Below are 12978 nucleotides of genomic sequence, written 5' to 3' on the forward strand. Positions count from 1 at the left end.
CGCGCTGGTGCTGCCCCAGCAGGGCGCGACCGTGACCGCCACCCGCGCGCCCGACCATGCGCTGCCCGGCGAGGCGATCGTGGCCTTCCGCGATCCGTTCAACGATTACGAGGCCGGCTCGGCCCGCCGCCTGCGCGACGGCGCCGCCAATCCGGGGCAGGAGCGGCTGGGCTTTGCCGGTTGCCTCGAGCCGCCGGTGGCCGAGGCCCTGGTGGCCGACTGGCTGAAGCGGCGCTGGCGCGAACGCGACGAGGTGTCTTTTGCGCTGCCGGCCGGCGAGCGGCGGGTGCGGCCGGGGACGCTGGTGCGATTGCCGTCCGCTTTCGGCGCCGACGACCTCGAGGTCACGGACATCGACGAAGGGCTGTTGCGGCAGGTGCGGGCGGTGCGGGTGGACCGGCTGGCGCCCGCTCGCATCGCGCCGACCCTGGGCGACGCCACGCACGAGACCGTGCAGGCGCTCGCCGCGCCCGCGCTCGTGCTGCTCGACCTGCCGCTGACGTCGGACGTGGACGAGCCGTGGCGGGGCCTGCGCATCGCCGCCTGGGCACGACCCTGGCGCAGCCAGATCGTGCAGGTTTCGCCGGAGGACACGGGCTTCGAACTGCGCACCGTGCTTCCGGACGCGGCCAGGCTCGGCGAACTGATCGAAGCGCTCGGCCCCGGCATGCCGGGGCGGCTCGACCGGGGCGGGACGGTCCACGTCTCGCTGTCGGGCGGTTCGCTGCAAAGCCTCTCGGCGCTGCAGCAGCTCAATGGCGGCAACGCGGCGGCGATCCTGTCGCGGAACGCGGCCTGGGAGGTGGTGCAGTTCCGCACCGCCGAGGAAATGGCGCCCGACGTCTGGCGGCTCGGCGACCTGCTGCGCGGACAACTCGGGACGGAAGACGCGATGCTGGCCGGCGCCGACCCCGGCGCGCCCTTCGTGCTGCTGGACGGCGCGGTGCTGTCGGCGGGGCTGAAGCCGGCGGAGGCAGGGCTGGTCCTGAACTGGCGCGTCGGGCCGGCAGGCGCGGACCTCGAGAGCGACGTCTTCACGCTGGAGACGGCGGCCGGCGGTCTGCGCGCGGCGCTGCCGCTCGCACCGGTGCATCTGCGGGCGGCATTCGAGGACGGCGGCGACCTGTGCCTGACCTGGATCCGCCGCAGCCGGATCGGCGCCGACGGCTGGGACGCCGACGAAATTCCGCTCGGCGAGGAGGCCGAGGCCTACCTGGTGGAGGTGAGGACGGCCGGCGGCGTGCTGAAGCGCTCGGCCGAGACGACGTCGCCGGCCTGGACCTACGCGGCCGCCGCCATCGCCGCCGATTTCGGCGCGGGAGGGGCGGCGCTCTTGACCGTGCGGCAGAGGAAACGTCCGGGCGGACAGGCGGGCCTGCCGGCGACGCTGGCGGTGGAAATGCCATGAGACGCCTTGCCGGCGCGATCCGGGGGCTGGCGCGCCTTCGCCGCCCCTCCCTTCCCTTCCCCAACAGCAACAGGAGACGTGCAATGTTGACCGAACAGAAGCCTTGGTATCTCTCGCGCACCGTCTGGGCATCGATCGTCACGATCGCCACCACGATGGGCGGCGTTTTCGGCCTGCCGCTCGCCGGTCTCGACAATTCGGCCGTGACGGATACGATATTGCAGGTCGCCGCCGCCATTTCGGGGGTGGTTGCGCTGTGGGGCCGGATCGTCGCGACGAACCGGATCGGATCGTAGCGGGCAGGTGGGAAAGGGAGGGCCGGGCGGTGACGAAAAATCGGATTCGGCCGGACCATTCATGCCCCGTTCAGAGGCGACGGACTATCAAGGCGGCATGAAAACCTTTCTCGCCCCCCTGCGGTGCCTGGTGCCCGCGCTGATGATCCTGGCCATGGCGGCACCCGGCCACGCGCAGTTGCCGCTTGCCACGCCTGCCGTTCCGGAGCTGGTTCAGCCGGCGTCGGCCGATTGCGGTGCGATCGGCCGCTCCGTCGCCGCCAGCGAAGGCGGCACCGTGCGCAGCGCGGTGGCCGAAAGCAGCGGCGGACGCACGGTCTGCGTCATCGTCTACACCGTGCCCGGCACGGGCGGGCAGCCGCCCCGCGTCGTGCGCAAGCAGGTGCCTGCGAATTAATTCACTGTGAGGAAGCCAGCGGTCGTGCACATGAGGATGTGAACGCACCATCGGGCAGAGGGACCATGCGCATACTGGTTGTCGAGGACGACAAGAACCTGAACCGCCAGATCGTCGAGGCGCTGACGGAGGCCGGCTACGTGGTCGACCGCGCCCATGACGGCGAGGAAGGCCATTTCCTGGGCGAGACGGAGCCCTACGACGCCGTGGTGCTGGACATCGGCCTGCCGGAGATGGACGGCATCACCGTGGTGGAGAAGTGGCGCCAGGCCGGCCGCAAGATGCCCGTTCTGATGCTGACGGCGCGCGACCGCTGGAGCGACAAGGTGGCCGGCATCGATGCCGGCGCCGACGACTACGTCGCCAAGCCCTTCCATATCGAGGAGGTGCTGGCGCGCCTGCGCGCGCTGATCCGCCGCGCCGCCGGCCACGCATCGTCGGAACTGGTCTGCGGGCCGCTGAGGCTCGACACCAAAGCCTCGAAGGCCGAGGTGGACGGACAGACGCTGAAGCTGACCTCGCACGAATTCCGGCTGCTGGCCTACCTGATGCACCACATGGGCGAGGTGGTGTCGCGCACCGAACTGGTCGAGCATCTCTACGATCAGGATTTCGACCGCGATTCCAACACCGTGGAAGTGTTCGTCGGGCGGCTGCGCAAGAAGATGGGCGTCGAGCTGATCGAGACCGTGCGCGGCATGGGCTACCGCATCCGCGAGCAGAACGGTTGAAGCGGACCCGCGCGCGGGCCGTGGGAGACATCGGGTGAAATTCGGTCTGAGATCGCTCTCGTTCCGCGTCGTGACCTTCTCGACGCTGTGGGCGGTCGCGGCCCTCGTGGTGATCGCGACCCTGATCTCGGCGCTTTACCGCGACGCCGCCGAACGTGGCTTCCGCGACCTTCTGACCGCCCATCTCTACAGCCTCGTGACGACCGTCGGCCTGTCTGACGACGGCGCGCTGCAAGGCGCGCCGGATCTCTACGACATGAAGTTCTCGCAGCCCGGCTCCGGCTGGTACTGGGCGGTCGAAGCCGTGTCCCCCGAGGTGACCGGCGGCATCCGCTCGCCCTCCATGACGGCCGCCATTCCCGCCCCCGGCGTCGACCAGGTTCCCTTCGACAGCCAGTTCCAGCGGCTCTACCAGGCGCAGGGCCTGACCGGCGAACGCGTCGACGTGCTGGAGAACGACTTCATCCTCGACGCGCAGAACCGCATCGCCCGCTTTCGCGTGATGGGCAACCGCAGCGAGCTGGAAACGCAGATCGCGGATTTCGAGACGCAGCTCTATTCCTACCTGTCGGTGTTCGGCGTCTCGATGATCGCCGTCAACGCGCTGGTGATCCTGTTCGGGCTGAGGCCGCTGGACCGGGTGCGCACCGCGCTGTCGCAGGTGCGCGAGGGCACGGCCCGCCGGCTGGACGGCACGTTTCCAGCCGAGATCGAACCGCTGGCCAACGAGACCAACGCGCTGATCGAGAACAACCGCCGCATCGTGGAACGATCGCGCACGCAGGTGGGCAACCTCGCGCATTCGCTGAAGACGCCGGTGGCCGTGCTCCTGAACGAAGGCCGCGCCATGGGCGGCGCCCGGGGCGCGCTGATCGTCGAGCAGGCCTCGGCGATGCAGCAGCAGGTGGAGCACTATCTCCAGCGCGCCCGGATCGCGGCGCAGCGCGACAGCGTCGTCTATCGCACCCCGACCTGCGATGCCCTGCAAAGGCTGGTGCGCGTGTTCCGCAAGGTGGACCCGTCGGTCGAACTCGAATTCATGGAGCCGGGCCGCGACATGATCTTTGCCGGCGAGCGCGAGGACTTCGAGGAGATTGCCGGCAACCTGCTCGAGAACGCGATGAAATGGGCACGGAGCCGCGCGCGCGTGGGTCTGTCGGACGAAGCGGGGCAGGTGGTCCTGACCATCGAGGACGACGGACCGGGCATTCCCGAGGACAAGGCGCGCGAGGCGCTGGCTCGGGGCAAGCGGCTGGACGAGAGCAAGCCGGGCACCGGGCTGGGGCTGGCGATCGTCAACGACCTCGTGCGCGAGTATGGCGGCCAGCTGACGCTGTCGCGCTCCGACCTCGGCGGCCTGAAGGCCGAGGTGCGCCTGCCGGGGCCGGGATGAGGGGATCGGCGAAGGCCGGCGATGCGCTTGCGGACGGTGGCGATAGCGGGTTTCAAGGCTGCAGCCGGACGTCCGCCGGCAGGATCGTGGGGTGGCGATGGCCCTCGATGTCGACGGGGCACGGCCTCGCCTGACGACGTTTCCGGCATGACGGGGGGTCTGGAACCGAACCGGGCCGCGGCCGTTTCCGAAGCGGTCGGAGCAATCCGCCAATCGTGACCGCGCCCTTTCACCCGGGCCAAAATTCCGACATACATCAACCCTATCGGGCCGGTTCGGCCGCAATGCGTCGACAGGAGAACGAATGAGCAGGACGACTGGACACCTCGTGGTGGCGTTCGCCTGCCTGGTTCTCGGCGGCTGTACGACGTCCTCGCTGACGGGCTCGGCGGCAACGCGCCCGGCGACGGCCGATTCGATCATCGCCGCCATGTCCGGTGGGCTGGTCGGCGGCGATCTGGGTGCGAATCTCGGCTCGCGGGACCGGCGCAGGGCGCTGGAAGCCGAATACCGGGCGCTCGAATACACCGCGGCCGGTGCGCCGGTGGCATGGCGCAGCGAGGACGGGCGCGTCAGCGGGCGCGTGATCGCGGCGCAGCCCTACCGCGTCGGGTCGCAGGATTGCCGCCAGTACAGCCATGCGATCGCCCGGGGCTCGGAAGAGCGCGACGCCCGCGGCACGGCCTGCCGCAACCCCAACGGCAGCTGGACGCCGCTCACCTGAAACGGCACGCCCGAACGGGGCATGGACGGCGGTCGGCGGCCCGCGCTATGAGGCGTGACGACGCGGCGAGCGCCGATGCCGCCAAATAGCCGCATGGCTGCGCGATTGGAATGCGCTCCAACCACCGCTATGTGAGGTCGCATGGTGTTCTGGATCGTCCTCGGCCTGCTCACGATCATCGCGAGCCTCGCCATCATCCTGCCGCTCTCGGGTTCGCGCCGCGAGGTTGCCGGCGCGCGCGAGCATGACCTGGAAGTCTACCGCGACCAGCTGGCCGAGATCGAGCGCGATGCGTCGCGCGGGCTGATCGGCCAGGACGAGGCCGCGCAGGCCCGGGCCGAGATCGGCCGCCGCATCCTGAAGCTGGACGTCTCCGGAACGGGGGAGGTGCACACCGCACGCGACAACGCGCTGGTGCGCGGGCTGGCGATGGCGGCCGTGGTGGCGGTGCCGATGATGAGCTGGGGCCTCTATACGGCTTTCGGCTCGCCCGACATGCCCGGCCAGCCGCTGGCCGAACGGTTGGCCAAGGATCCCGGCTCTTCCAGCATCGACGAACTCGTGGCCCGCGCCGAGGCGCATCTGCGCGCCAACCCCGACGACGGGCGCGGCTGGGACGTGGTGGCGCCGATCTATCTGAGGCTCGAGCGCGTCAGCGAATCGGCGACGGCATTCCGCAACGCCATCCGGCTGCTTGGCGACAGTGCGCCGCGCTGGACCGGCCTGGGCGAAGCCCTGATGGCCGGGGCCGGCGGCGTCGTGACCACCCAGGCGGCGGAGGCCTTCGAACGGGCGGCAGCGCTCGATCCCGCCGATCCGCGGCCGAAATTCTTCCTGGCGACGGCAAAGGCCCAGGAGGGCGACCTGGTTGCGGCGGCAGGCGACCTGCGCGCGATGCTCGAAACGCTGCCGGCCGAATCGCCGTGGCGGCCCATGGTGGAGCAGACGCTGGCGCAGGCGACGGCCGAGGCGCAGCGCCGGACTGGGGCGGCCGCGCCCGGCCCGACGAGCGACGACATGCGGGCGGCCGCGGAATTGTCCGACGAGGAACGCGCCGACATGATCCAGGTCATGGTCGAGCGGCTCGACGAGCGGCTAAGGGAGAACCCGCAGGACGCCGAGGGCTGGCAGCGGCTCGTCCGCTCCTACGTCGTGCTTCAACGCAGGCAGGACGCGCAGGACGCGCTGGCCCGCGGCGTGGCGGCGCTCGGCACGGACACGGAACAGGCCCGCGAACTGACCGCCTTCGCCGCGGAACTCGGGCTCGGAGACGCACAACCATGATGAGACGAAAGCGAAAGCGGCTGACGATCATTGCCGGCGGGCTGACCTTCCTCGGCGCCGCCGCCGGGTTGACCTTCTATGCGCTGGGCGAGAAGTCGTCCTATTTCTACATGCCGGCCGACCTGGCGACGGCGAGCATCGCGCCCGGCCAGCGCATCCGCCTCGGCGGGCTGGTGGAGGAGGGCTCGGTCGAGCGCGGCGGCGGCACCCGCGTCGCCTTCGGCGTCGCGGATGGCGGCGGTCAGGTGAAGGTGGTCTATGACGGCATCCTGCCCGACCTGTTTCGCGAGGGGCAGGGCGTGGTGACGGAAGGAACGCTTGGCGACGATGGCGTCTTCGTGGCCGACAGCGTGCTTGCCAAGCATGACGAGACCTATATGCCGAAGGAAGTGGCCGACAGCCTGAAGGCGCAGGGCGTCTGGCAGCCGGAATAGAGGCGGAAGGGAGGACTGCCGATCATGGTCGAGACCGGACATTTCGCGCTCGTGCTGGCCTTCGCGCTGTCGCTGGTGCAGTTCGTGCTGCCGCTGGTCGGCGCCCGAACCGGCGACGCCCGGCTGATGGCGACGGGGGGACCGGTCGCGGTGACCGGCTTTGCGATGACGGCGATCTCGTTCGCCGCGCTGACGGTGGCCTACGTGCTGTCCGACTTCTCCGTTCTGAACGTCGTCGAGAACTCGCATTCGCAGAAGCCGATGCTCTACAAGATCACCGGCACGTGGGGAAACCACGAGGGCTCGATGCTCCTGTGGGTGCTGATCCTGACTTTCTTCGGCGCGCTGGTGGCCCTGTTCGGCCGCAACCTGCCCGCCACGCTGCGCGCCAACGTGCTGGCGATCCAGGGCCTGATCGGCGCGGCCTTCTTCCTGTTCATCATCGCGACCTCGAACCCCTTCGTGCGGGTCAGCCCCGCCCCGATCGAAGGCCAGGACCTCAACCCGATCCTCCAGGACATCGGCCTGGCGATCCATCCGCCGCTGCTCTACCTCGGCTATGTCGGTTTCTCGGTCTGCTTCTCCTTCGCCATCGCGGCCCTGATCGAGGGCCGCATCGACGCCGCCTGGGCGCGCTGGGTACGCCCCTGGACGCTGGCGGCCTGGGTGTTCCTCACCGGCGGCATCGCGATGGGCTCCTACTGGGCCTATTACGAACTCGGCTGGGGCGGTTTCTGGTTCTGGGATCCGGTCGAGAACGCCTCCTTCATGCCCTGGCTCGCCGGCACGGCGCTGCTGCATTCGGCGATCGTCATGGAACGGCGCTCGGCGCTGAAGATCTGGACGCTGCTGCTCGCCATCATGGCCTTCTCGCTGTCCCTGCTCGGCACGTTCCTGGTGCGCTCGGGCGTCCTGACCTCCGTGCACGCCTTCGCGACCGACCCGTCGCGCGGGCTCTTCATCCTCATGATCCTCGTCTTCTTCATCGGCGGTGCCTTGATCCTGTTCGCCTGGCGGGCGAATACGCTGGCGCCGGGCGGCATTTTCGCGCCGATTTCGCGCGAGGGCGCGCTGGTCCTGAACAACCTGTTCCTGTCCACGGCGGTGACGACGGTGCTGGTGGGAACGCTTTACCCGCTGGTGCTGGAATCGATCACCGGCGAGAAGATCTCGGTGGGCGAGCCCTTCTTCAACCTCACCTTCGGCCCGTTGATGGTGCCGCTGCTGCTGGCCGTGCCGTTCGGGCCGCTGCTGGCGTGGAAGCGCGCCGACCTGTGGGCCGCCTCGCAGCGGCTGGTGTTCGCCTTCGGCGGCGCCGTGCTGGTGATGCTGCTGACCTATTCCTTCATCGACCGCGCCTCGGTGCTGGCCGCCTTCGGCATCGGTCTCGGCACCTGGCTGGTGCTCGGCGCCCTGACCGACCTCGCCGCCAAGTCCGGCATCGGCAACGTGTCGCCGGGCGTGGCGCTGCGCCGCTTCGCGGGCCTGCCGCGCTCGGCCTACGGCACGGCGCTCGCCCATCTCGGCGTCGGCCTGACCACGCTCGGCGTCGTGGGGGTGATGTCGCTGCAGACCGAGCACATCCTGACCATGAAGCCCGGCGACAGCGTCGCCGTGGCGGGCTACGAGGTGCGATTCGAGGGGCTGCAACCCTATCGCGGGCCGAACTACACCGAGGACCAGGGGCGTTTCCTGCTGTTGAATTCCAGCGGTCGGACGCTGACCGAAATCGTCTCGGCGAAGCGCTTCTATCCCGCCCGCCAGATGCCGACGACCGAAGCGGGCATCGCCACCCGCGGCGTCAGCCAGGTCTATATCGCGCTCGGCGACGCGGTGGAGGACGGCGCCATCGTCGTGCGCATCTGGTGGAAGCCGCTGGTGACCCTGATCTGGCTCGGCTGCGTGGTGATGATGGTCGGCGGCACGCTGTCGCTGCTCGACCGGCGGCTGCGCATCGGCGCGCCGGCGAAACGACGCAAGCGGCTGGCCGAAGAGGCAGCGGCATGATGGCCGCGCTCAGGTCCTTGCTGGCGGCGCTGGTCGTGACGCTGGCGATCGGCCTGTCCGTCGGTGGAGCGCGCGCGGTGCAGCCCGACGAGGTGCTGGACGATCCGGCGCTGGAGGCGCGGGCGCGCGAGCTCTCCACGCATCTGCGCTGCCTGGTCTGCCAGAACCAGTCGATCGACGATTCCAACGCCGAACTGGCGCGTGACCTGCGCGTGCTGGTGCGCGAACGGCTGGTGGCGGGCGATACCAACGGGGAAGTGATCGACTTCGTCGTCTCGCGCTACGGCGAGTTCGTGTTGCTGAAGCCGCGCATGAACCTGCAGAACCTGGCGCTGTGGGCGACGCCCGTGGTGGTGATCGTGGCGGGCGGCGTGTTCCTGGTGACGCGCCGGCGCCGCAAGGCAGGGCCCGGCGACCGGCTTTCCGCCGAGGAAGAGGCGCGGCTCGGCAAGATTCTGGAAGAGACCAATCGCCCCGGCTGATAGGATGTGCCCTCCGATGCCGAACGGAGAGACCCATCCATGCCACCCATGACCAGCCGCGCAAGCTTTCCCGGCCATTCGGGCGCGAACCTCGCCGCCCGCCTCGACATGCCGAATGGACCCGTGCGGGCCTTTGCGCTGTTTGCGCACTGCTTCACCTGCTCCAAGGACCTGATGGCGGTGCGGCGCATCGCGGCCGAGCTCGCGCGGTCGGGCATCGCCGTGCTGCGCTTCGATTTCACCGGTCTCGGCTCCAGCGAGGGCGAGTTCGCCTCGACCAACTTTACCTCGAATGTCGGCGACCTCCTGGCGGCGGCCGACTGGCTGCGGGACAACCATGCCGCGCCTTCGCTGCTGATCGGCCATTCGCTGGGCGGGGCGGCGATGCTGGCGGTGGCGGCCGACATCCCCGAAGCGCGGGCCGTCGTGACCATCGGCGCGCCGGCCGACACCGACCACGTGCTGGCGAATTTCGGCTCGGACCTGGCCACGATCGAGCGCGACGGGCAGGCCGACGTGACGCTGGCCGGCCGCCGCTTCCGCATCGCGCGCCAGTTCGTCGAGGACGTGCGCGGCGTGCGGCTGGCCGAGCGCATCCGGGCGATGCGCAAGCCGCTTCTGATCCTGCATTCGCCGCTGGATGAAACCGTCGGCATCGACAACGCGACGTCGATCTTCATCGCAGCCCGCCACCCCAAGAGCTTCGTGTCGCTGGACAAGGCCGACCACCTGCTGACGCGCGAGGACGACGCGACTTTCGCGGCTTCGGTGATTGCGGGCTGGGCGTCGCGCTATCTCGACGCGGACGTACCGCAGGGCGAGGCGGCGATCGAGCACGTGCGCGTGACCGAGACCGGCGAGGGCAAGTTCCAGAACGCGGTGCAGGCCGGCGCCCACCGGCTCTTCGCCGACGAGCCGGTTTCCGCCGGTGGACTGGATTCCGGGCCATCGCCCTATGACTTCCTGTCGATCGCGCTCGGCGCCTGCACGTCGATGACGCTGCGCATGTATGCCGATTTCAAGAAGGTACCGCTCGGCCGCGTCAGCGTCGACGTCAGCCATGCCAAGATCCATGCGAAGGACTGCGCCGACTGCACCGACGAGGAGCGCGGCTCTGGCAGGCGCATCGACCGTTTCGAGCGCGTGATTTCGATCGAGGGCGACCTGCCGCCCGAACTCGCCGAAAAGATCGAGGAGATCGCGGGCAAGTGCCCGGTGCACCGGACGCTGGAGGGGAGCTCCAAGGTGAAGACGGTGGTGAAGGGGCGGTAGCGCGGGGGCAGTATCTGCCGCCCCCCAACCTTACCAACATTTCATCCGCCGGAAATGGCGGTGTAATGTGCGATTGCCTAAATCCCTGTCCGAGGATGTTCACCATGCATCCGAACCCGAAAGGACAGGACACGATGAAGTCTCCATTCTCTTCCAAGTCGCCCGTGGGCAAGCGCTTTGCAGCCGCCGCCGCATCGGTCGCGATCGGCACGGCCGTCGGCCTCGGCGCCGTGACGTCGGGCACCGTTCCGGTTTTCGCCGAAGCCGTTCGCGTCGAGACGCAGCAGCAGCAACTGGGTTTTGCCGACGTCGTCGAAAAGGTGTCGCCGGCCGTCGTTTCCGTGCGCGTGAAGGCGACGGTACAACCGGCCGCCGCCGGGCCCGACGGCATGTTCGGCCGTGGCTTCGAAAGCCTGCCGGACGACCATCCGATGAAGCGCTTCTTCCGCGATTTCCGCGGCTTCGAGAACAGCCCGCGCGCCGAGCGCAACCGGCCCAACCGCGGCAACCGTCCGGAGCGGGCGCGTCCTGTCTCGCAGGGGTCCGGCTTCTTCATCTCCGAAGACGGCTATCTCGTCACCAACAACCACGTCGTCCGGGATGGCTCGGAACTGACCGTGGTGATGGACGACGGCACCGAGATCGGCGCGACGCTGGTCGGCTCGGATCCGCGCACGGACCTGGCGCTGTTGAAGGTCGACGAGGAGCGGACCTTCACCTACGTCTCCTTCGCCGATGATTCCAAGGTGCGCGTCGGCGACTGGGTGGTGGCTGTGGGCAACCCTTTCGGCCTCGGCGGCACCGTGACCGCAGGCATCGTCTCGGCGCGCGGCCGCGACATCGGCGCCGGCCCCTATGACGACTTCATCCAGATCGACGCAGCGGTGAACCGGGGCAATTCGGGCGGTCCGGCCTTCAACCTCAATGGCGAGGTCGTGGGCATCAACACCGCGATCTTCTCGCCGTCCGGCGGCAATGTCGGCATCGCCTTCGCGATCCCGGCTTCCACGGCCAAGGACGTGATTTCCGCACTCCGCGCCAGCGGAACGGTCGATCGTGCCTGGCTCGGCGTCCAGATCCAGCCGGTGACCGAGGAGATCGCCGATTCGCTCGGCATCCAGGGCACCGACGGGGCGCTGGTTTCGCAGCCGCAGCCCGACAGCCCGGCGATGAAGGCCGGCGTCGTGCCCGGCGACATCATCGTCAAGGTCGACGGCAGGCCGATCAAGTCGCCGCGCGACCTGGCCCGTATGATCGGCAACATGGCCCCCGGCGTCTCGGCCGAGGTGACCGTGCTGCGCAACGGCGAGGAGCAGACCATCACGGTCGAGCTCGGCGAGATGCCCGGCATGGAGCAGCAGGCCTCGCTGGACCCGGCCGTCGAGGAAGAGGGCAGCGTGCTCGAGGACTTCGGCCTGACCGTCACCCCGTCCGAGGATGGACAGGGCGTGGTGGTGACGGACGTGGCGCCCGGCAGCGACGCCGCCGATCGCGGCATCCAGTCGGGCGACGTGATCACGTCGGTCAACGCACAGGCCGTGACGAGCGCGGCAGCGGTCGAGAAGGCCGTCAGCGACGCCTCCAAGGCGGGCCGCAAGGCGGTGCTGTTCCAGATCAAGCGCGACGACACCAATCGCTTCGTGGCGCTGCCGGTGCAGCAGGGCTGATCCCGCGACGCGCCGCCTTGCGCGGCGCGGCATCTCTGCGGGCCCCGGAACGGGGCTCGCGACGGCGGCAGCGGACATCATCCGCTGCCGTTTCTGCATCGGAGCCGAAAAATGGACATGACGGCGGTTCAAGCGCCCGAGATCGCGTATAAGGCGGGCATGAAGATTCTTGTCATCGAGGACGACCGCGAGGCGGCCGACTACCTCCAGAAGGCGCTCACCGAGGCCGGCCATACGGCGCATGTCGCCGCCGACGGCGACACGGGCTTCACGCTGGCCGACGAAGGCGACTACGACGTGCTGGTGGTCGATCGCATGCTGCCGCGCCGCGACGGGCTGTCGGTGATCGCGGGCCTGCGGGCACGGGGTTCCGAAACCCCGGTGCTGATCCTGTCGGCGCTGGGCGAGGTCGACGATCGCGTCACCGGGCTGCGGGCCGGCGGCGACGACTATCTCACCAAGCCCTACGCCTTCAGCGAACTGCTTGCCCGCGTGGAGGTGCTGAAGCGGCGCTCCGGCGGCAAGGACGTGGAGACGATGTACCGCGCCGGCGATCTCGAGCTCGACAGGCTGTCGCATACCGTGCGCCGTGCCGGGCGAGACATCCCGCTGCAGCCGCGCGAATTCAAGCTGCTGGAATATCTGATGCGGCATGCCGGACGGGTCGTCACCCGCACCATGCTGCTCGAGAACGTCTGGGACTACCATTTCGACCCGCAGACCAACGTGATCGACGTGCACGTGTCGCGCCTGCGCGGCAAGATCGAGAAGGGCTTCGACAAGCCGCTTCTGCACACGATCCGGGGAGCGGGCTACATGCTGAAGGCCGACTGACATTGGCCGTCGGGGCGATCCTGCGCGGAACCGGTGCGCGCCTCGCGGC

General features: G+C 69.3%; 13 protein-coding genes. All 13 read left to right on the forward strand.

The window, feature by feature from the left end; translation table 11 throughout:
- The coding region (locus EJC49_RS06475; protein WP_210211761.1) for a phage tail protein at positions 1-1408 on the forward strand (1408 nt) is incomplete at its 5' end.
- Between the two features lie 83 nt (positions 1409-1491).
- Complete coding sequence (locus EJC49_RS06480; protein ID WP_342635346.1) at positions 1492-1704, forward strand: hypothetical protein; 213 nt, start codon at positions 1492-1494, stop codon at positions 1702-1704.
- A 97-nt stretch (positions 1705-1801) separates the two neighbouring features.
- The gene (locus EJC49_RS06485; RefSeq protein ID WP_126698650.1) at positions 1802-2101 is read left to right on the forward strand and encodes a hypothetical protein; all 300 of its coding nucleotides are present in this window, start codon (positions 1802-1804) and stop codon (positions 2099-2101) included.
- Positions 2102-2166: 65 nt separating this feature from the next.
- Positions 2167-2832, forward strand: a complete 666-nt coding sequence (locus tag EJC49_RS06490; protein WP_126698651.1) for a response regulator transcription factor — start codon at positions 2167-2169, stop codon at positions 2830-2832.
- A 34-nt stretch (positions 2833-2866) separates the two neighbouring features.
- Complete coding sequence (locus tag EJC49_RS06495; RefSeq protein WP_126698652.1) at positions 2867-4225, forward strand: ATP-binding protein; 1359 nt, start codon at positions 2867-2869, stop codon at positions 4223-4225.
- 304 nt (positions 4226-4529) lie between these two features.
- Entirely contained in the window at positions 4530-4949 is a 420-nt protein-coding gene (locus tag EJC49_RS06500; RefSeq protein ID WP_126698653.1) for a hypothetical protein, read from the forward strand.
- 141 nt (positions 4950-5090) lie between these two features.
- Entirely contained in the window at positions 5091-6233 is a 1143-nt protein-coding gene (gene ccmI / locus EJC49_RS06505; protein WP_126698654.1) for a c-type cytochrome biogenesis protein CcmI, read from the forward strand.
- Positions 6233-6667, forward strand: coding sequence for a cytochrome c maturation protein CcmE (ccmE, locus tag EJC49_RS06510; RefSeq protein WP_126698673.1), 435 nt, complete (start codon positions 6233-6235; stop codon positions 6665-6667). Before ccmI ends, ccmE begins: the two co-directional genes overlap by 1 nt.
- Before the next feature lie 24 nt (positions 6668-6691).
- On the forward strand, positions 6692-8674 hold the full coding sequence (locus EJC49_RS06515; protein ID WP_126698655.1) for a heme lyase CcmF/NrfE family subunit: 1983 nt from the start codon (positions 6692-6694) through the stop codon (positions 8672-8674).
- The gene (locus EJC49_RS06520; RefSeq protein WP_245453298.1) at positions 8671-9156 is read left to right on the forward strand and encodes a cytochrome c-type biogenesis protein; all 486 of its coding nucleotides are present in this window, start codon (positions 8671-8673) and stop codon (positions 9154-9156) included. The genes EJC49_RS06515 and EJC49_RS06520 overlap by 4 nt, the downstream gene beginning before the upstream one ends.
- A 39-nt stretch (positions 9157-9195) precedes the next feature.
- Positions 9196-10428 (forward strand): bifunctional alpha/beta hydrolase/OsmC family protein, encoded by a 1233-nt coding sequence (locus EJC49_RS06525; protein WP_126698656.1) that lies wholly within the window; start codon positions 9196-9198, stop codon positions 10426-10428.
- 134 nt (positions 10429-10562) lie between these two features.
- The gene (locus EJC49_RS06530) at positions 10563-12095 is read left to right on the forward strand and encodes a Do family serine endopeptidase (RefSeq protein ID WP_126698657.1); all 1533 of its coding nucleotides are present in this window, start codon (positions 10563-10565) and stop codon (positions 12093-12095) included.
- Positions 12096-12254: 159 nt separating this feature from the next.
- The gene (locus tag EJC49_RS06535) at positions 12255-12929 is read left to right on the forward strand and encodes a response regulator transcription factor (protein ID WP_170314638.1); all 675 of its coding nucleotides are present in this window, start codon (positions 12255-12257) and stop codon (positions 12927-12929) included.
- Positions 12930-12978: the final 49 nt, after the last annotated feature.

Source organism: Aquibium carbonis (assembly GCF_003970795.1).
Classification (GTDB): Bacteria; Pseudomonadota; Alphaproteobacteria; order Rhizobiales; family Rhizobiaceae; genus Aquibium; species Aquibium carbonis.

Excerpts from the sequence above, each read along its gene's own strand:
- EJC49_RS06490 (WP_126698651.1), top strand. The coding sequence starts at position 2,167 with ATGCGCATACTGGTTGTCGAGGACGACAAGAACCTGAACCGCCAGATC.
- EJC49_RS06535 (WP_170314638.1), top strand. The coding sequence starts at position 12,255 with ATGAAGATTCTTGTCATCGAGGACGACCGCGAGGCGGCCGACTACCTC.
- EJC49_RS06485 (WP_126698650.1), top strand. The coding sequence starts at position 1,802 with ATGAAAACCTTTCTCGCCCCCCTGCGGTGCCTGGTGCCCGCGCTGATG.
- EJC49_RS06525 (WP_126698656.1), top strand. The coding sequence starts at position 9,196 with ATGCCACCCATGACCAGCCGCGCAAGCTTTCCCGGCCATTCGGGCGCG.
- ccmI (WP_126698654.1), top strand. The coding sequence starts at position 5,091 with ATGGTGTTCTGGATCGTCCTCGGCCTGCTCACGATCATCGCGAGCCTC.
- EJC49_RS06500 (WP_126698653.1), top strand. The coding sequence starts at position 4,530 with ATGAGCAGGACGACTGGACACCTCGTGGTGGCGTTCGCCTGCCTGGTT.
- EJC49_RS06530 (WP_126698657.1), top strand. The coding sequence starts at position 10,563 with ATGAAGTCTCCATTCTCTTCCAAGTCGCCCGTGGGCAAGCGCTTTGCA.
- EJC49_RS06520 (WP_245453298.1), top strand. The coding sequence starts at position 8,671 with ATGATGGCCGCGCTCAGGTCCTTGCTGGCGGCGCTGGTCGTGACGCTG.
- EJC49_RS06480 (WP_342635346.1), top strand. The coding sequence starts at position 1,492 with ATGTTGACCGAACAGAAGCCTTGGTATCTCTCGCGCACCGTCTGGGCA.
- EJC49_RS06515 (WP_126698655.1), top strand. The coding sequence starts at position 6,692 with ATGGTCGAGACCGGACATTTCGCGCTCGTGCTGGCCTTCGCGCTGTCG.
- ccmE (WP_126698673.1), top strand. The coding sequence starts at position 6,233 with ATGAGACGAAAGCGAAAGCGGCTGACGATCATTGCCGGCGGGCTGACC.